Annotated in this window: 16 protein-coding genes; 9 read left to right on the forward strand and 7 right to left on the reverse strand. The window is 66.3% G+C overall.

The genetic code is table 11. The annotated features are described in order from the left end of the window. Positions 1-10 precede the first annotated feature (10 nt). On the reverse strand, positions 11-1099 hold the full coding sequence (locus ABDW49_RS02350) for a redoxin domain-containing protein (protein ID WP_343609442.1): 1089 nt from the start codon (positions 1097-1099) through the stop codon (positions 11-13). 203 nt (positions 1100-1302) lie between these two features. Here ABDW49_RS02350 and ABDW49_RS02355 point away from each other — a divergent pair, with 203 nt between their 5' ends. The 3 genes from ABDW49_RS02355 to ABDW49_RS02365 are packed head-to-tail and all read left to right on the forward strand — an operon-like array spanning position 1303 to position 3808. Then, complete coding sequence (locus ABDW49_RS02355; protein WP_343609443.1) at positions 1303-2574, forward strand: epoxide hydrolase; 1272 nt, start codon at positions 1303-1305, stop codon at positions 2572-2574. Between the two features lie 23 nt (positions 2575-2597). Further along, positions 2598-3011 carry an organic hydroperoxide resistance protein gene (locus ABDW49_RS02360; protein WP_343609445.1) on the forward strand — a complete coding sequence of 138 codons (414 nt, stop codon included), beginning with the start codon at positions 2598-2600 and terminating at the stop codon, positions 3009-3011. Between the two features lie 17 nt (positions 3012-3028). Then, the gene (locus tag ABDW49_RS02365; RefSeq protein ID WP_343609447.1) at positions 3029-3808 is read left to right on the forward strand and encodes an alpha/beta hydrolase; all 780 of its coding nucleotides are present in this window, start codon (positions 3029-3031) and stop codon (positions 3806-3808) included. Positions 3809-4240: 432 nt separating this feature from the next. Here ABDW49_RS02365 and ABDW49_RS02370 read toward each other — a convergent pair whose 3' ends face one another. The 3 genes from ABDW49_RS02370 to ABDW49_RS02380 form a co-directional block, all read right to left on the reverse strand. Next, entirely contained in the window at positions 4241-4762 is a 522-nt protein-coding gene (locus tag ABDW49_RS02370; protein WP_343609449.1) for a cytochrome P460 family protein, read from the reverse strand. Further along, complete coding sequence (locus ABDW49_RS02375) at positions 4759-5784, reverse strand: alpha/beta hydrolase (RefSeq protein WP_343609452.1); 1026 nt, start codon at positions 5782-5784, stop codon at positions 4759-4761. The genes ABDW49_RS02370 and ABDW49_RS02375 overlap by 4 nt, the downstream gene beginning before the upstream one ends. 101 nt (positions 5785-5885) lie before the next feature. Then, positions 5886-6773 carry a LysR family transcriptional regulator gene (locus ABDW49_RS02380; protein ID WP_343609454.1) on the reverse strand — a complete coding sequence of 296 codons (888 nt, stop codon included), beginning with the start codon at positions 6771-6773 and terminating at the stop codon, positions 5886-5888. A 116-nt stretch (positions 6774-6889) separates the two neighbouring features. Here ABDW49_RS02380 and ABDW49_RS02385 point away from each other — a divergent pair, with 116 nt between their 5' ends. The 3 genes from ABDW49_RS02385 to ABDW49_RS02395 all read left to right on the forward strand — a co-directional run bounded on the left by ABDW49_RS02385 (position 6890) and on the right by ABDW49_RS02395 (position 8629). Then, positions 6890-7504 (forward strand): glutathione S-transferase family protein, encoded by a 615-nt coding sequence (locus ABDW49_RS02385; RefSeq protein WP_343609456.1) that lies wholly within the window; start codon positions 6890-6892, stop codon positions 7502-7504. 14 nt (positions 7505-7518) lie between these two features. After that, on the forward strand, positions 7519-7923 hold the full coding sequence (locus ABDW49_RS02390) for a VOC family protein (protein ID WP_343609458.1): 405 nt from the start codon (positions 7519-7521) through the stop codon (positions 7921-7923). A 94-nt stretch (positions 7924-8017) separates the two neighbouring features. Next, positions 8018-8629 carry a hypothetical protein gene (locus tag ABDW49_RS02395; RefSeq protein ID WP_343609460.1) on the forward strand — a complete coding sequence of 204 codons (612 nt, stop codon included), beginning with the start codon at positions 8018-8020 and terminating at the stop codon, positions 8627-8629. On the opposite strand, the gene ABDW49_RS02400 is transcribed toward ABDW49_RS02395, so the two are convergent. Further along, on the reverse strand, positions 8613-9530 hold the full coding sequence (locus tag ABDW49_RS02400; protein WP_343609462.1) for a cytochrome c peroxidase: 918 nt from the start codon (positions 9528-9530) through the stop codon (positions 8613-8615). The two genes, ABDW49_RS02395 and ABDW49_RS02400, sit on opposite strands and share 17 nt — an antisense overlap. Positions 9531-9535: 5 nt before the next feature. Beyond that, complete coding sequence (locus ABDW49_RS02405; protein WP_343609464.1) at positions 9536-10075, reverse strand: hypothetical protein; 540 nt, start codon at positions 10073-10075, stop codon at positions 9536-9538. 210 nt (positions 10076-10285) lie between these two features. Here ABDW49_RS02405 and ABDW49_RS02410 point away from each other — a divergent pair, with 210 nt between their 5' ends. The 3 genes from ABDW49_RS02410 (at position 10286) to ABDW49_RS02420 (ending at position 14582) form a co-directional block, all read left to right on the forward strand. Further along, on the forward strand, positions 10286-11794 hold the full coding sequence (locus ABDW49_RS02410) for an acetyl-CoA hydrolase/transferase family protein (protein ID WP_343609466.1): 1509 nt from the start codon (positions 10286-10288) through the stop codon (positions 11792-11794). Between the two features lie 305 nt (positions 11795-12099). Further along, positions 12100-12855, forward strand: coding sequence for a dienelactone hydrolase family protein (locus ABDW49_RS02415; protein ID WP_343609467.1), 756 nt, complete (start codon positions 12100-12102; stop codon positions 12853-12855). Between the two features lie 95 nt (positions 12856-12950). Further along, positions 12951-14582, forward strand: a complete 1632-nt coding sequence (locus ABDW49_RS02420; protein ID WP_343609468.1) for a M28 family metallopeptidase — start codon at positions 12951-12953, stop codon at positions 14580-14582. 247 nt (positions 14583-14829) lie between these two features. Here ABDW49_RS02420 and ABDW49_RS02425 read toward each other — a convergent pair whose 3' ends face one another. Further along, positions 14830-17157, reverse strand: coding sequence for a GH92 family glycosyl hydrolase (locus tag ABDW49_RS02425; RefSeq protein WP_343609470.1), 2328 nt, complete (start codon positions 17155-17157; stop codon positions 14830-14832). Between the last annotated feature and the right edge of the window lie 33 nt (positions 17158-17190).

Below are 17190 nucleotides of genomic sequence, written 5' to 3' on the forward strand. Positions count from 1 at the left end.
CCGATAGCCTTCACCCAAACGTGAAGACATAGGCGCGGATGCCCGGCTTCTCGAAGCTGATCGAGACGGTGCGATCGCTGATCGCCCCGCTCTGGCGGACAAGCTGGTAGAGCCGGTCCTCACGCAGCGTGCCCCAGCCATTGGCATCGACATCGCTGCCATGGCTGGCGCCGGGGGCCTTGCCGTCGATGGTCACCCGGAAGCGCACCGGCTGGCCGTCGGCGGCCCCGCCCAGCACCAGATGCGCGTCGCGGGCGTGGAAGCGATAGCGCAGCAGGGCGCCCGCGCTGGCAGGCGTGATGAACTCCGAGCCGATGGTCCAGCTCCCGGTCAGATCCCAGGTGCCGCGCTCCAGATCGGGGGCCGGTTCATAGATCCTGCCCCGGTTGCGCGCGGCGCCGCCCGGCGAGCGGAAGCCTTCGGCCTTGTCATAGCCAAGATAGGCCTCGGGCGAGCCCAATTGCGCCCAGTCGGCCTCGGCCTCGATTCCCTTGCCGCTGACGGGGGGCGTGGGGATATGCGACACATCCTGCCCGGCCTGAGTTAGCAGCTTGCGGATCAGCTGTTCGCTTTCCTCATAATGGCCTTCGCCGATGCGATAGCCCTGCATATGGCCCTGCGCGTCGATGAAATAGAGGCTGGGCCAGCCCTCATTGGCGAATTGCTGCCAGGTGGAATAGCTGTTGTCCTGCAGATTGGGATAGGTCACGCCCAGCTGGCGGAAGGCGAGGCGGGCTTTGGCGGCATCATGCTCGAACTGGAATTCGGGGGCGTGGACGCCCACCACCACCAGACCCTTGTCCTTGTAGCGCTCGTTCCAGGCCTTGAGATAGGGCAGGGCGCGCAGCGAGTTGATGCAGCTATAGGTCCAGAAATTGACCACCACCACCTTGCCGCGCAACGCCTGAACGCCACCGGGAACGTCCGTCAGCCAGGGCCCGGCATGCTCCAGCACATTGATCGGGCGCGACGTGGCGCCGATCGGCACCGGGCTGGCCATCGCCGGGGTCAGCGCCTCGACGCAGCAGGCGGCGGTGATGATGCCGCCGGTGATGAGCGCGGTGGCAAGAAAGCTGAGCGAGCGGGGTTTGGCCATCATGTGTCTCCGGGAAGGCAGCCGGGCAGTTCGGCTGTGCTGCCTGCATTCTAGGGCCGCCCGCCGCGATCCGCCCGTTAGGCGGCGCGTGGTGGTGTTAGTTGGCAAGAGGCGCATGATGCGCAGCTAACACCATCTCACCCCACCTAACGGGCGTCTTTCCGCCGCTTGCCTATGCTGGCGTCATCCAATCGAGGAGACGAACAGTGGGGAATGAGATCACCATATCGCGGCGCCAGTTTGCCATCGGCGCCTCTCTGGCCAGCGCCATGAGCGCCATGCCGGGGGTGGCCAGCGGGGCCACCGGCAGCACCGAGATTCGCCCCTTCAAGGTGGCGATCCCTCAGGCCGATATCACCGCGATGAAGCGCCGCATTGCCGACACCCGCTGGGCCGATCCCGAGCCCGCCCCCGACGACAGCCAGGGCGTGCGCCGCGAGATCCTGCAGCCGCTGATGGCCTATTGGGCGGGCGGCTATGACTGGCGCAAGGTGGAGGCGCAGCTCAACGCCCTGCCGATGTTCATGACCCAGATCGACGGGCTGGACATTCACTTCATCCATGTCCGCTCGCGCCATGAGAAGGCCATGCCGCTGATCCTGACCCATGGCTGGCCGGGCTCCGTGCTGGAGTTCATGAAGGTGATCGGCCCGCTGACTGATCCTGTCGCCCATGGCGGCAAGGCGGAGGACGCCTTCCATGTGGTGATCCCCTCGATTCCCGGCTTCGGCTTTTCGGAGAAGCCCAAGGTTGTCGGCTGGGGCTCGGACCATATCGGCCGGGCGTGGTCCACGCTGATGCTGCGGCTGGGGTATGACCGCTTCGTCAGCCAGGGCGGCGACTGCGGCTCGGTGATTTCGCAGCGCATGGCCCTGCAGCATGTGCCGGGGCTGCTGGGCATCCACCTCAACATGCCCGCCGTGGTGCCCGCCGAGATCGCCCATATTTTGGCCGCTGGCGATGCGGCCCCGGCCGATCTGTCGCCCAAGGAGCGTGGGGCTTTCGACCAGCTCGCCGCCTTCTACCGCGACAACTCCGCCTATGCCGCGATGATGAACACGCGGCCCCAGACCATCGGCTATTCGCTGGTGGACTCGCCGGTCGGCATGGCGGCGTGGATGTATGAGAAGATCGCGCAATGGACCTATAGCAACGGTCAGCCCGAGAAGGTGCTGGGCCGCGACGCGATCCTCGATGATATCTCGCTCTACTGGCTGACCAAGACCGGTGCCTCGGCGGCGCGGATTTATTGGGAAGACCATACCAACAACTTCAACGCGCGCGGCATCATCGACATGCCCGTCGCGGTCAGCGTCTTCCCTGGCGAGATCTTCCGCGCCCCCAAGAGCTGGGCCGAGCGCTGCTACAAGAACCTCTACTACTTCAACGAAGCCACTGACGGCGGCCATTTCGCCGCCTGGGAACAACCCGCGCTCTTCGCACAGGAAGTGCGTGCCGCTTTCCGCCCCCTGCGCTGACCCCCATCTTCAGGAGAACACCCATGTCCGATACCAAGACGCTCTACACCGCCAATGTCCATGTCACCGGCGCCCGCGAGGGCCATGCCAAGAGCAGCGACGGCCGCCTCGACATCAAGCTGTCCACCCCCGGCGGCCCCGGCGCGGGCACCAACCCGGAGCAGCTTTTCGCCGCGGGCTGGTCGGCCTGCTTCGAGGGCGCGATGGGGCTGGCCGCCAAGGCCAAGGGCGTGACCCTGCCCGAAACCCTCGCCATCGATGCCGAGGTCGAGCTGCGCCACGGCGATGACGGTTTCTCGCTGGCCGCGCGCCTGACGGTGCATGTCCCCGGCCTTGCCGAGGATCTGGCCCGCCAGATCATCGAGGCCGCCCACCGCACCTGCCCCTATTCCAAGGCGATCAAAGGCAACATCGACGCCATCGTCACGCTGGCCTGATTTCGGGGAGAACGGTCATGAAGAAGATGATGATGGGCGGCGGGCTGATGCTCGCCGCCGGGATGATGGCCTCCGTCGCGCAGGCGCAGACGGTGAAGCCCACCGTGGTTCTGGTGCATGGCGCCTTCGCCGACAGTTCAAGCTGGAACGGCGTGATCGCCGTGCTGGAGCATGACGGCTACAAGGTCATCGCCGCCCCCGACAATCTGCGCGGCGTGCGCGCCGATGCCGATGTCGTCGCCGATGTGGTGAAAAGCGTTTCCGGCCCCGTGGTGCTGGTCGGCCATTCCTATGGCGGATCGGTCATCAGCGAGGCCGCCGAGGGCGCGGAAAACGTGAAGGCGCTGGTCTATGTCGCCGCCTTCGCTCCCGAAGCGGGCGAGAGTGCCATCGGCCTCACTGGCAAGTTCCCCGGCAGCACGCTGGGCCCGACGCTGGCACCCCCGGTAAAGCTCTCCAGCGGAGGCAACGACCTCTACATCCAGCAGGACCGCTTCCCCGCCCAATTCGCTGCCGACGTGCCCCTCGCCTCGGCCCGCCTGATGGCCGCTGGCCAACGCCCCATCGCCGAAGCCGCTCTGGGCGAACCCGAGACCGCCCCGGCGTGGAAGCATACGCCCTCATGGTTCATCTATGGCGATGCCGACCGCAACATCCCCCCCGCCGCCATGGCCTTCATGGCCGAGCGAGCCCAGTCCCGCCAGACGGTGGTGGTGAAGGGGGCCTCGCATGTGGTCATGGTCTCCCACGCGATGGAGGTCGCAGGCCTGATCGAAAAGGCCGCCAAGGCGCAATAATCCAGACAGAATGTGCGGCGCCGGCGTCGTCCCTCCCCCTGGGGGCACGCCCCGCCCCCTCCGGCGCCTCACGCTCAAGCCCGGCAACGCTTAGTCGTTGTCGGGCTTGGGTTTGTTTTGAGGGAAGGGGGAAGAAGGAAGATGCGAGGGGATTATCCCCTCGCGCTCCCATGACGTCTTCCGACGCTAGGGCAGTGGCGCCGAAATGGTGCGCCTGAACTCTCCACCTGCACCACCTCAGGCGCCGCAGGCATCGAATTCCCTGCCTGCGGCGCAGCGACCTTAGCATAAGGCCGAACCCGATGCGCCACGCAGACATTAATGGGAGCGCGAGGGTGTAACACCCTCGCACCTTCTCTTTGCCTTCCAAAACGTAAAAAACCCGGCAACGCCAAAGCGCTGCCGGGTCTAAACCCATAACTCACAAACGCATCACGGAGCCCAGGCGGTGAAGACCAGATCCTCGCTCTTCTCCAGCTTGTTGTGGCATGTGAAGCAGGACTGCATCAGCTTCACATCCTGATTGGCCACGCCTTTCTCGAACTGGCCATAGCCCCAGCCTCCGCTGGCGGCGAAGCGTTTGGAGTCCTTCACGCTGACCTGAACATTGGTCGGCGCGCCCGCCACAAAGGACTGGGGCGCGGGGAAGACCGCATCGTTGCGCGGCGATGACTCATAGCGCCATGCCAGACGCACGATCACCGCCCCATCGGGGAAGGGCCGCTTGCCGCTGCGGTAGGCTTTCACGGCGATATCATTGCCCAGAATGGCGCGGATATCGTTGTTCTTGCCGTTTTCCTGCGCCACGCTGATGAGCGTCCAGTGGCGGTAATCCTTGGGCAGGGTCACGCCGTAAACGGGGGAGGCCTCCACCCGCTCCCGCCCTGCGGCGGAAACGGTGGAGGCCCCGAGGATCAGCGCGGACAGCGCCAGCAGAGCGCCCGCGCGCATCATGCGCCCCTCCGGCTGACGTCCAGCACGGCCTGGGCGAAGGCTTGCGGCGCTTCTTGAGGGAGGTTGTGGCCGATACCGCCGGTGATGGTGCGATGCTCATAGGCGCCGGTGAACTTGGCGCGATAGGCCTCGGGGGCGGGGTGAGGGGCCCCGTTGCGGTCGCCTTCCATGGTGATGGCGGGGATGGTCACCGGCGGGGCGGCGGCCAGCTTGGCCTCGATGGCGTCATACTGGCTCTCGCCCTGGGCGAGGCCGAGGCGCCAGCGGTAGTTGTGGATCACGATGGCGACATGGTCGGGGTTGACGAAGGACTGCGCCGAAAGGTCGTAGGTGGCATCGTCGAAATGCCAATCGGGCGAGGCCTGATGCCAGATCTGCTTGTTGAATGCCTTGGTGTTGGCGGCATAGCCAAGCTGGCCGCGCTCGGTGGCGAAGTAGAACTGATACCACCATTGCAGCTCGGCGGCAGGCGGCAGGGGCTTGGCGTTGCCCGCCTGACTGCCGATCAGATAGCCGCTGACCGAGACCAGCGCCTTGCAGCGCTCCGGCCAGAGGACGGCCATGATGTCGGCGGTGCGCGCCCCCCAGTCGAAGCCCGCGACCACGGCCTTGGCGATGCCCAGAGCGTCCATCAGCGCGATGCCGTCGGCGGCAATGGCGGCCTGCTGGGCGTTGCGCATCGTGTCCGCCGAGCGGAACAGCGTGGTGCCATGGCCGCGCAGATGCGGCACGATCACGCGGTGGCCCTTGGCGGCCAGCAGCGGGGCGACCTCGGTGAAGGCGTGGATGTCATAGGGCCAGCCATGGAACAGCAGCACGGGGACGCCCGAGGCGGGGCCGTATTCCAGATAGCCGATGTTCAGCACGCCTGCGTCGATCTGCTTGATCGCGGGCACGGCGGCGGCGGCGCGGGCAGGCAGGGCTCCGGCGGTCAGCGTGGTGGTGGCGGCAGCGGCGATTCCGGCAAAGCGCAGAAAATCGCGGCGGGGCAGGTCGGCGATGCCAAGGGGCTTGTTCGACATGGGCTATCTCCCTTCGGTGGGTGTTGGGTATGACCCTTTGATAAACCTTTCGCCGGGGAGCGGGTGTTAGTCCTTGTGATGCGCTGTGAGGCGCGCGTTTGTCACAGGCTCGCGCCCCGCAGGCGTTCCTGCGCCAGCTCGGTGAAGGCGCGGATGTTGGGGCTGTTGCGGCGCCCGCTCTGGAACAGCAGCGAGACTGGCAGCGCGGGCCCCGCGTGATCGCTCAGCACCTGTTGCAGCCGTCCGGCCTTGAGATGCTCGGTGATCTGATAGGACAGGCTGCCCACGATCCCCAGCCCCTGAATCGCCGCCTCGATTCCGGCCTGAACGCTGTTGACCGACAGCCGCGCCACCGCCCGTCCGGTGCGGCCATGCTCGGTTTCCCACTGGCGATGCGTGCCGGTCTCATCCTCAACGACGATCGACTGGTGATGGCGCAGATCGGCCATGTCCCGCGGCTCGCCCTTCTCGCGCAGATAGGCCGGGCTGGCGCTGAGCACGCGCCGCACCTCGCCCACCTTGCGCATATGCAGCGCGCTGTCGGGCAGGTCGGCGATGCGCACCGCCACATCCACGCCCTCCTCGACCAGACGCACCACCCGGTCGAGCAGCAGCAGCCGCACATTGAGGCCGGGGTGGCGCTGGATCAGTTCGGTGACGATGGGCAGGATATGCAGCCGCCCGAACATCACCGGCGCGGTGACTGTCAGCGTGCCGCGCGGGGCAAGGGCCTTGCCGCGCACCGCCTCGAAGGCGCCGTCGATCTCGGCGAGGCCCGCGCGGCAGCGTTCGAGGAAGATCGCGCCCTCCTCGGTCAGGCGGACGCTGCGCGTGGTGCGGGTCAGCAGGGGGGCGCCCAGATCGGCCTCCAGCGCGGCGATGGTGCGGGTGACGGTGGTGGGCGACATATGCAGCCGCCGCGCCGCCTGGGCGAAGCTGGCATGCTCGGCCACGGCGATGAATGTGCGCAAGGCTTTGAGATGCTCCATCGGGAGCATCATTATCATCGTAAATCGCAAGAATGAAGTGCGATCATCGGCGATTATCATTCACGCTGCGGTGAACGATATGGGGGCAGGCATCAAGCACACAGCAAGGACACGCCATGAAGCTCTACCATTTTCCGCTTTCGGGCCATGCGCATCGCGCGGCCCTGTTCCTGTCGCTCGCCGGGGTCGATCATGAGATCGTGCCGGTGGATCTGGCGGCAGGCGCGCACAAGCAGCCCGAATTTCTCGCGCTCAACGCCTTTGGCGAGGTGCCGGTGCTGGATGACAACGGCATCATCATCGCCGATTCGCTGGCGATTCTGGTCTATGTCGCGCGCAAGGTTGGGCCCTCGCACTGGCTGCCGGTCGATCCGGTTGCAGAGGCCGAGGTGCAGCGCTGGCTGGCGGTGGCGGCGGGCAAGATCGCCTATGGCGCCTGCGCCGCGCGGCTGGTGACGGTGTTCGCCGCGCCCTTTCGCCCCGAAGAGGTGATCGAGCGCGCCCATGCCACGCTGGCTGTCATCGAACGCGTGCTGGCCGACCGCCGCTGGATCGCCGGAACCACACAGCCCACCATCGCCGACGTTGCACTCTACAGCTACATCGAGCGCGCGCCCGAGGGGAATGTGGACCTGTCCGGTTACCCCCGCGTGCTGGCCTGGCTGCGCCAGATCGAGCAACTGCCCGGCTTTATCCCTTTCGCGCGGACGCCCGCCGGTCTTGAAGCCTGAAGGAGGGCGCAATCATGGTTTTCGACACACTCACCTTCGATCATGTGGGCATCCGGGTCACCGATCTCGCCCGCGCCGAGGCCTTTTACGCTAAGCTGGGCTTCGTCCGCGATCCCGAGGAGTTTTCCGAGAAGGGCAGGGCCAGCGGTCTGGTCCATCCCACCGGGCTGCGCATCCATCTGATCTTCAACGGCGAAGCCGCGCCGGAGGGCAATGTGCTGATGGATGCCCCCATCAAGCGCCCCGGCTACACCCATGCCGCCTTTATCGTGCCGAGCATGGCTGATCTGGTCGGCTGGCTGAAGCGTGAGGGCATCGCCATCACCGAAGGCCCGATCGAGCTGGGCCATGGCCGTCGCAATGTCTGCTTTATCCGCGACCCGGACCGCAATGTGCTGGAGTTCAACGAGATCCTGTGATCGCTCGTCTTTGTCTTGAAATCTCCATATCGCCGGGCTCTATGGTCGCAGGAGCGACAGTGCCCACAGGGCCCGGCCAGCGGAGATGCCAGAGATGATGCGTAACAAGAAGCAGGGTGCGGCCCTGATCAGCCTGATCCTCTCGGCCGCTCTGGCGAGCCTTGGCGCCAGCGGTGCTGAGGCCCGCGATCTTGGCCCGCGCGCGCCGGGGGCTTTCGACTATTACGTGCTCGCCCTGTCGTGGGAGCCGGGCTTTTGCGCCACCACCACCGGCCACGCCGATGAATGCCGCGCGCCCAAGGGCTTTGTGCTGCACGGCTTGTGGCCGCAGATGGAGGGCGGCGACTATCCCAGCAACTGCGGCGGGCCGGGCCTGACTGCCCAGCAGCGGCAGCAATGGGGCCCGATCTATGCCGATCCCTCGCTGATCAACCATGAGTGGCCCAAGCATGGCACCTGCTCGGGGCTAGCGCCCGATGGCTATTTCCAGCTTTCGAGCAAGGATGTTGCCGCCGTCACCATTCCGGCGGCCTATCGCGCCAATGCCATTCTGCGCAGGAATGACATTCCGGCGATCACCCGCGCCTTTCTGGCCGCCAACCCCGGCATGGTGCCCGCGGGCATCCGCGTGAACAGCCGCAATGGCACGGTGACCGAGGTGGACATCTGCGTGACCAAGGCGGGCGCCTTCAAGGCCTGTTCGTAACGGGGCAGGCCCCCGGTCTGGGCAGCGATAGTGCCGCGTTGGTCAGAAAGCCCCGATCGGTCAGCGCGGTGAGAAAAGCCTCGATCGCGGCCTGATCGCTTGCAGCATAGTGCAGCCCATGGCGGGCGATGGCGGTGGCCAGCGTGGGGCTGGCGCCATCGTGGAAATAGGGCGCGGTCACCGCCAGATTGCGCAGCGAGGGCGTGCGAAAGGCGCCCTTGTCCGCTGCCTTGCCGGTAATCTCGAACAGGCCGAGGTCGCGCGGTTGGGGTGCTTCCAGCGCATGGAAGCGCAGATCGGTGAAATCGCGCCCGGCATGGCATCCGGCACAATCGCGGCGGATGATCTTCTGCCCGGCGCGCGCCTGGGCAGACAGCATACCCCGGTCATAGGGGCTGCCGCGGGAGGTCAGCGTCGCCTCGAAGCTGGCCAGAGCTTCCGCCACACGGGGATAGGTCACCGATCCGTCGCCGGACGGAAAGGCCCGCGCAAACAGCGCCCGATAGCAGGGATTGGCCGCAAGGCGCCGGACGATCTCGCCCTGCTGCCCCGCCATGCCCATCTCCACCGGATGCGTCCCCAGCACCGGCACCGAGACCTGATCGGCCAGAGTCGTCTGGCGCGGATCGGCCCAAGTCAGCGGCGAAAAACGCCCCACATTGCCCAGCCCCGGCACATTGCGCCGCCCCGGCTCGTCGGTGACGCCGGGATGGGTGCGGTTGCCATCGGCAAAGGCATGGAACTGCTCATGGCAGGTGGCGCAGGCCATGGTGCCGTCGCGCGAGAGGTCGGCGTCATAGAACAGGCGGCGCCCCAGCTCGACCCGCGCGGCCTTGTCGCCATGCTGCCCGGCCAGCGCTGTCGTGCCCAGCGCCAGCAGGGCCAGCGCCAGCAACCTCATGCGCTTCACGGCAGGGCGGCGACCAGCACGCGGATCGTATCCTGCCCATTGGCCGAGACCTGCACGGTGTAATGCCCCGGCTTCAGCGCGAAATCGACCATCTTGCGGATGCCGCTGCACTCCGGCCCGTGCCCATGCGCCACCGAGCGCTGCGCCCCATCGGCCCCCACCACATCGAGCCATGCCCCGGAGGACAGCGCGATGCGATAGGTGCCCGCCTGAGCCACCTCCAGCGCCATCACCCCGCCATGGCTGACCGAGCCGCCCGGCTTTTCCGGCTGCAGCGGATAGGTCACGGCAGGCGTGGGCAGCAGGGCGATCTGCGCCGCCTGCCCGGCCTTCAGCAGCGCGGCGTGTGCGCCATCGGCCCCAGCTGTCAGCGATGCGGGGTTGCTCCATGGCGCCAGAGCGCCAGTGGGCGCCACAGGCGCGGTGCAGGCCGGCGCGGCGGGCGGCATGGAGGATGACGGGGCACCTTCCTGAGCGCAGAGGGGACCAGCCAGCATCAGGCAGCTTGCGGCCAGCGGGGTGAAGGGAAAGCGCATCGAACCTCCGAAGATCGGCCGAACAGGTGGATCGGTTCATAAAGCAGACCGGTCCTGAAAAGCCATAGGGGCCCCCAGGAAAACTGCCCGCGCGCTGGCTCCTATACGATGGTATAAACGGGCAGGACTTTAGGCCGGGGCATGCTTGTTTTCGCGGCTTCCGAGGCGCAGGGCTAACCCCATAAGATGATCGCTTGAGGAGGCCGTTTCGTGACCCGTATCGCCAATTCCGCCCTGCGTGCCAAAGTGACCAGCGCCGCAGAAGCCGCCGCCATGATCCGCCCCGGCGACACGGTGGGGATGAGCGGCTTCACCGGCTCGGGCTATCCCAAGGCCGTGCCCATCGCCCTGGCCGAGCGTATCGAGGCTGCCCACGCCGCCGGAGACGATTTCCGCGTCCGCGTCTGGACCGGCGCCTCGACCGGCCCGGAGCTGGATGCGGCGCTGGCCAAGGTGGACGGCATCGAGTTTCGCCTGCCCTACAACTCCGACCCCATCGCCCGCGAGAAGATCAACAGCGGGAAGATGGATTACTTCGACATGCACCTGTCGCAGGTCGCGCCGATGGCGTGGCAGGGTTTTCTGGGCAAGCTGGATGTCGCTCTGGTCGAGGTGGCGGGGATCAACCCCGATGGCTCGCTGATCCCGTCCTCATCAGTCGGCAACAACAAGACCTGGCTGGACCGCGCCGACAAGGTCATCCTTGAGGTCAACCGCTGGCAGTCCCCCGCGCTGGAGGGTATCCACGACATCTATTACGGCACCCAGCTTCCCCCGCAGCGCGTGCCCATCCCCCTGCTGCGCGCGGACGACCGCATCGGCTCGAACTATTTCACCGTCGACCCCGCCAAGGTGGTGGCCATCGTCGAAACCGACGCGCCCGACCGCAACCTGCCCTTCAGCGCGCCCGATGCCTCGGCCAATGCCATCGCCGCCCATCTGATGGAGTTCTTCGCCCATGAGGTGAAGGTGGGCCGCATGCCGGTCAATCTGCTGCCCCTGCAGTCGGGCGTGGGCAACATCGCCAATGCGGTGCTCTCCGGGCTGGTCGACAGCCCCTTCACCAACATGACCAGCTTCACCGAAGTCATTCAGGACGGCATGATCGACCTGCTCGACACCGGCAAGCTGCGCATGGCCTCCGCCACGGCCTTCTCGCTCAGCCCCGAGGCGGCGGCGCGGGTGAACGCGGACATGGCCCGCTACCGCGACAAGATGATCCTGCGCCCGCAGGAAATCAGCAACCACCCCGAGCTGATCCGCCGCCTGGGCTGCATCGCCATGAATGGCCTGATCGAGGCCGACATCTACGGCAACGTCAACTCCACCCACGTCATGGGCAGCCGCATCCAGAACGGCATCGGCGGCAGCGGAGACTTCGCCCGCAACGCCTATGTCTCGATCTTTATGACGCCCAGCACCGCGAAGGGCGGCAAGATCAGCGCCATCGTGCCCCAGGCCAGCCATGTGGACCATATCACGCAGGACGTGCAGGTGATCGTCACCGAGCAGGGGCTGGCGGATCTGCGCGGGCTGTCGCCCCGCCAGCGGGCGCAGGTGATCATCGCCAATTGCGCTCACCCGACGTTCCGGCCCATGCTGGAGGATTATTATGCGCGGGCGCTGAAGGGGTCTTATGGATTGCAGAGCCCGTCCCTGCCCGGCGAGGCCCTGAGCTGGCATCAGCGGTTTATCGAAACCGGGTCGATGCTGGTTTAAGGGTTTCGAAGAAAAGAGAAATGCGAGGGCCATCGCCCTCGCGCTCCCTTTAATGTCTGCGTTGCGCATCGGGTTCGGCCAAGGCGCTTAGTTCGCCGCGCCGCAGGCATTCAAACCATGGGTTGGCGCCGGGGCTTCCTGCCTGCGGCGCCCGAGGTGGCGCAGGTGGAGAGTTCCCGCACAAGGATCGGGGGTACCACCACCCTATCGCCGGAAGACGTTATGGGAGCGCGAGGGGGTAACCCCCTCGCATCTTCTCTTCAGACCTTCTTGCCCAAACCCCAACACCCCGCCACAACACCCCAATGATCCTTCTCAACGACGACCCGACCGACCTGCCCATGCCCGATGGCGTGATGCGCACCCATGTCTTCCGCCCTGCCGGAGAAGGCCGCTTCCCCGGCGTGGTGCTCTATTCCGAGATCTATCAGGTCACTGCCCCCATCCGCCGCTTGGCGGCCTTTATCGCGGGCCATGGCTATGTGGTGGCGGTGCCCGAGGTCTATCACGAGTATGAGGCCCCCGGCACGGTGCTGGCCTATGACCAGCCCGGCACGGATCGGGGCAATGATCTGAAATTCACCAAGCCGGTCGCGGGTTATGATGCCGATGCGCGCGCCGTGCTGGATTTCCTGCAGGAGCATCCCGCCTGCACCGGACGACTGGCCACCGTGGGTGTCTGCCTTGGCGGGCATCTGGCCCTGCGCGCGGCGCTGGACCCGCGCGTTCAGGCCAGCGCCTGCTTCTACCCCACCGATGTCCATTCGGGCACGCTGGGCGAGGGCAGGAATGACGATACGATGGCCCGGCTGGCTGAACTGAAGGCGGAAACGCTGTTCGTCTGGGGGCGGCAGGACCCGCATGTCCCCTTCGCCGGGCGCGAGGCGATCCGCGCGCGGCTGGAAGAGGTCGGCGCGCGTTACGAATGGCATGAGGTCAATGGCGCCCATGCCTTCCTGCGCGATGAAGGCTATCGCTACGATCCTGCGCTGTTTGTGCAGACCACGGGCTGGATGCTGGATCTGTTCGCGCGGGTTCTGAACCGGAGCGGGCAGGCATAGGGGACTTCTGCCATTGGGCAGGGCTGGGGTATTTGAGCCATTGGCCCAGGGGGCGCCCTGTGCATGCTGGGCGGGACTGAGACGAAAGGGATTCCATGCGCCGTCACCTGTATTCCACCTTCGCGCTCGCCGGCTTGATGCTGGCCGGCGCGGCAGGCGCCCAGACCTCCACGCCCGCTGCCGCTCCGGCTCCCGGCGAGGCGCCCAAGGTTACCGCGCTGTGGGCGGTGGTGAAGGAGCTGGCGGACGACAGCTATCAGGGGCGCGGCGCCGGATCGCCCGGCTATGACCGCGCCGCCGCATGGCTGGTGAAGCAATTGCAGGCCATCGGGCTGGAACCGGCGGGCACCAATGGATTTTACCAGCCCGTCGATCTGGTGGCGCAGCGTTTTGACGCCGCCGCCAGCCGCGCGCAATTGCTCAGTGGCACGGGCGGCGTTCCGCTCGCCATGCCGCTGTCGGTGCCCAACGATATCTATTTCCGTGGCGCGCATGCCATGCCGGTCGATCTGACCGCGCCGCTGGTTTTCGCGGGCTATGGCCTCTCCATGCCCGATGCGGGCCATGACGATTTTGCCGGGATCGACGTGAAGGGCAAGATCGTGGTGGTGGTGCCGGGCGGGCCGGAGAATGTCTCCGGCGCGCGCAAGGCCAATGCCCGCAGCGAGCGCACCACCATTCTGGCGAAGCTGGGCGCTGTCGGCCTGATCCAGATTTCCACCCCCAAGCAGACCGAAATCCCGTGGGCGCGCCAGATCGGCCTCTCGGCCCGGCCATCGCTGATGCTCAAGGACGATGGCCTGCGCGATGTGGCGGCGCCCTTCCTCGCGGCGATGGTGAACCCCGAAAAGGGCGAGGCCCTGCTCGCCGGATCGGGTCACAGCTTTGCCGAGGTGGCGGCGTTGGCGGACAAATCCGCCGCCCTGCCGCATTTCGATCTGGCGACGCGGCTCTCCACCCATATCGCCGCCTCCCAGACGGTGCTGCACAGCGCCAACATTGTCGCCCGCCTGCCCGGCAGCGATCCGGCGCTGGGCAAGCAGAATGTGGTGGTCTCGGCTCATCTCGACGGGCTGGGTGTGGGCGAGCCGGTGAAGGGCGACGCGATCTACAACGGCGCGCTGGACAATGGCGTGGGCGTCGCCAGCGCCCTGACCATTGCGCGTGATCTGAAAGCCGGAAAGCGCCCGCGCCGCAGCGTGCTGTTCCTCTTCCCCACGGCAGAGGAAGGCGGCCTGCTCGGCTCGCGCTATTTCGCGATGCGGCCCAGTGTGCCCAAGGCGTCTCTGGTGGCAGACATCAATTTCGACATGCCGCTGCCGATTTTCCCGCTCACCAGCGTGACGCCCATCGGTTACGAGGAAAGCTCGCTGGGCAAGGATGCTGCGGCGGTGTCGGCCAAAATGGGCCTGCCCATCGTGCCCGATCCCTTCCCCGACCGGAACGTCTTCATCCGCAGCGACCAGTACAGCTTTATCCGCGCGGGTGTGCCCTCGCTGTTCATGAAGCTGGGCTTCAAGCGCGATACACCCGAGGCAGAAGTGGAAAAGGCATGGCGCGCGGGGGTGTACCACTCGCCGCGTGACGACGCGAACCAGCCGGTGATCCGCCCGGTGGCCGCCGCCTTTGCCGATTACGTTACGGCGGTGGTGCGGCATGTGGCGGATGCGGCGGCGCGGCCCGCGTGGAACAAGGATAGTTATTTCGGGCGGTTTTCAGGGAAGTAAGGAAGAGGAAATGCGAGGGCCATCGCCCTCGCGCTCCCTTTAATGTCTGCCTCGGTGCTTCGGGTTCGGCCTTGTGCCCAGCTTGCCGCGCCGCAGGCAATATTCCTTGCGCAGTTGGCAGATTTAAAGCCTGCGGCGCCTTAGATCGCGCTGGTGGAGAGGCTGGGCGCGTCATTTCGGCGCCACTGCCCTCGCGTCGGAAGACGTTCTGGGAGCGCGAGGGGGTAACCCCCTCGCACCTTCCTTCTTACTGCTTGGCTGTAGAACTCGAAAAAGGCCGAGCCCCTACCGAAGCGCCCCAAGCTTTGTTCGGCTGGGCCTGCATGGTGAACCGCAACTCCCCACCGGCCCGCACTTCTGCGTCCGTGATATAGCTGCGGGTCAGCGGCTGGCCGTTCAGCGTCACCTTGCCCACGTAGGGATGCGCGTCTGACAGGCCATCGGTCACCACGGTGAACTGCTTGCCATCGGGCAGGGTGATCGCCGCGCGGCTGACGAAGGGCCGCCCGATCACATACTGGTTCGAGCCGGGCGCGACGGGATAAAAGCCCAGCCCCGTGAACACCAGCCATGCCGACATCTGGCCCAGATCGTCATTGCCCGCGAGGCCCTCGGGCGTGGGCTTGTACTGGCTTTCCACGATCTGCTTGAGGCGGGCCTGCGTGCGCCAAGGCGCCCCGGCATAGGCGTAGAGATAGGCGACATGGTGGCTGGGTTCGTTGCCATGGATGTACTGGCCGATGAGGCCGGCGATGTCCTCGGCGTGGCTGTAATCCACTTTCGAATTATCGAAATCGAACATGGCGTCGAGCTTGGTGATGGTTTTCGCGTCACCGCCAAGGATCTTGAACAGCCCGGCCTGATCCTGCGGGGCGAACCAGCTATATTGCCAGGCGTTGCCCTCTGTGTAGTCCGAGCCGTAGTTGATGGCGGTGGGGTCGAAGGGCGTGCGGAAGGAGCCATCGGCCTTGCGGGCGCGCAGCCAGCCGGTCTTCACATCGAAGCTGTTGCGCCAATAGCCGGCGCGCTTTTCGAAGGTGGCGGCGATGTCGGCGCGGCCCATCTTGCGGGCCATCTGGGCGATGGTCCAGTCGTCGAAGGCATATTCGGCGGTTTTCGAGGCGGCTTCCGGCTCGCGGTCGATGGGGACGTAGCCCAGCTTCATATAGTCGCCCAGACCGCCATATTGCGCATGGGTGGCGCTGGCGACCATGGCGTCGAGCGCGGCATTGGCGTCGAAGCCCTTGATGCCCTTGAGGTAGGCATCGGCGATCACGGGGACGGCGTGATAGCCGATCATGCACCAAGTCTCGCGGCCCGCGAACTGCCAGACGGGCAGGATGCCGTCGGGGCTGTATTTCTGGCTTTCGACCAGAGAATTGACCACATCGGCGCTGGTCTGCTCGGGCTGGATCAGGGTGAGCAGCGGGTGCTCGGCGCGGAACGTGTCCCACAGCGAGAAGGTCGAGCGGAAGGTGAAGCCCTTGGCCTGATGCACCTGATCGTCCGGGCCACGGTAGCGGCCATCGACATCGCTCCACACGCTGGGCGCGAGCAGGCTGTGATAGAGCGCGGTGTAGAGGTTGCGGCGCATGACCTCCGGCGCCTCGATCTGCACGGCACCCAGTGCCTTGGCCCATGCTGTGTCGGTCTGGGCGCGGATGGCGTCGAAATTGCCCTGCTCGCTTTCAAGGTTGGCGATGGCCCCGGCCTCATCGACGCCCGACAGCGCGACCTTCACCTCCAGCGGGCCCTGCAGCGAGCCGAAATCGAGGCTGGCCTCCAGTGCCTTGCCCAGCTTTTCGGAGAGGTCGGCGGCGGTACGGCCCGGTCCCTTGAAGCCGCGATAGGGCACATTGGCGTCGCGGTCGATCAGCTCATGGCCCACCAGCGGCGCGGAAAAGCGCATGGCGAAGAACAGCTTGCGGCCCGGCGCCCAGCCACGCGTTTCGCGAAAGCCGGTCAGCGTGCCATCGGGATGCAGATGCAGGCCCGACCACAGCACCTTGCCGGGATAGTTGTAGAGCGAGGAGCGCAGATCGATCACCAGCCGCGCATGCGCGCCGGGCTGGAAGGTGTAGCGATGCACGCCCACGCGGGTGCCGGTGGTCATCTCGGCGCGGATGTTGCTGTCGGCGAGAGTCACCGCGTAATAGCCGGGGTGCGCGACTTCGGTGCTGTGCGAGAAGCGGCTGCGATAGCCCGAGCCGGGAACCTTGGGATCACCCGGATCGAGCTTGGCCTCGCCCGCCTGGGGCATCACCAGAAGATCGCCCAGATCCGAATGGCCCGCGCCCGAGAAATGGGTATGCGAAAAGCCCTGAATCGTCGGATCGTCGTAACGATAGCCCGCCGCATGGCCGTAACAGGCGCGGATCTCGCAGCCTGTGTCGGTGTCGGGCGAGAGCTGCACCATGCCGAAGGGCGCGCTGGCGCCGGGGAAGGTGTGGCCTTCGCCCCCGGTGCCGACCATCGGGTCAGCCGCTTCAGACGGTGTGGGCTCCCCGGCATGCAGCGCCAGAGGGGAGCAGGACAGGGCGAGTGCCAGAGCGGCGCGCAGGGGGGAGCGAAGCATGCGGGCGACATTAGCCGCCCTGACATCGCTGTC

The sequence above is a fragment of the Novosphingobium sp. genome, assembly GCF_039595395.1.
Taxonomy (GTDB): Bacteria; Pseudomonadota; Alphaproteobacteria; order Sphingomonadales; family Sphingomonadaceae; genus Novosphingobium.

Excerpts from the sequence above, each read along its gene's own strand:
- ABDW49_RS02350 (WP_343609442.1), bottom strand. The coding sequence starts at position 1,099 with ATGATGGCCAAACCCCGCTCGCTCAGCTTTCTTGCCACCGCGCTCATC.
- ABDW49_RS02360 (WP_343609445.1), top strand. The coding sequence starts at position 2,598 with ATGTCCGATACCAAGACGCTCTACACCGCCAATGTCCATGTCACCGGC.
- ABDW49_RS02365 (WP_343609447.1), top strand. The coding sequence starts at position 3,029 with ATGAAGAAGATGATGATGGGCGGCGGGCTGATGCTCGCCGCCGGGATG.
- ABDW49_RS02370 (WP_343609449.1), bottom strand. The coding sequence starts at position 4,762 with ATGATGCGCGCGGGCGCTCTGCTGGCGCTGTCCGCGCTGATCCTCGGG.
- ABDW49_RS02375 (WP_343609452.1), bottom strand. The coding sequence starts at position 5,784 with ATGTCGAACAAGCCCCTTGGCATCGCCGACCTGCCCCGCCGCGATTTT.
- ABDW49_RS02380 (WP_343609454.1), bottom strand. The coding sequence starts at position 6,773 with ATGGAGCATCTCAAAGCCTTGCGCACATTCATCGCCGTGGCCGAGCAT.
- ABDW49_RS02385 (WP_343609456.1), top strand. The coding sequence starts at position 6,890 with ATGAAGCTCTACCATTTTCCGCTTTCGGGCCATGCGCATCGCGCGGCC.
- ABDW49_RS02390 (WP_343609458.1), top strand. The coding sequence starts at position 7,519 with ATGGTTTTCGACACACTCACCTTCGATCATGTGGGCATCCGGGTCACC.
- ABDW49_RS02395 (WP_343609460.1), top strand. The coding sequence starts at position 8,018 with ATGATGCGTAACAAGAAGCAGGGTGCGGCCCTGATCAGCCTGATCCTC.
- ABDW49_RS02400 (WP_343609462.1), bottom strand. The coding sequence starts at position 9,530 with ATGAGGTTGCTGGCGCTGGCCCTGCTGGCGCTGGGCACGACAGCGCTG.
- ABDW49_RS02405 (WP_343609464.1), bottom strand. The coding sequence starts at position 10,075 with ATGCGCTTTCCCTTCACCCCGCTGGCCGCAAGCTGCCTGATGCTGGCT.
- ABDW49_RS02415 (WP_343609467.1), top strand. The coding sequence starts at position 12,100 with ATGATCCTTCTCAACGACGACCCGACCGACCTGCCCATGCCCGATGGC.
- ABDW49_RS02420 (WP_343609468.1), top strand. The coding sequence starts at position 12,951 with ATGCGCCGTCACCTGTATTCCACCTTCGCGCTCGCCGGCTTGATGCTG.
- ABDW49_RS02425 (WP_343609470.1), bottom strand. The coding sequence starts at position 17,157 with ATGCTTCGCTCCCCCCTGCGCGCCGCTCTGGCACTCGCCCTGTCCTGC.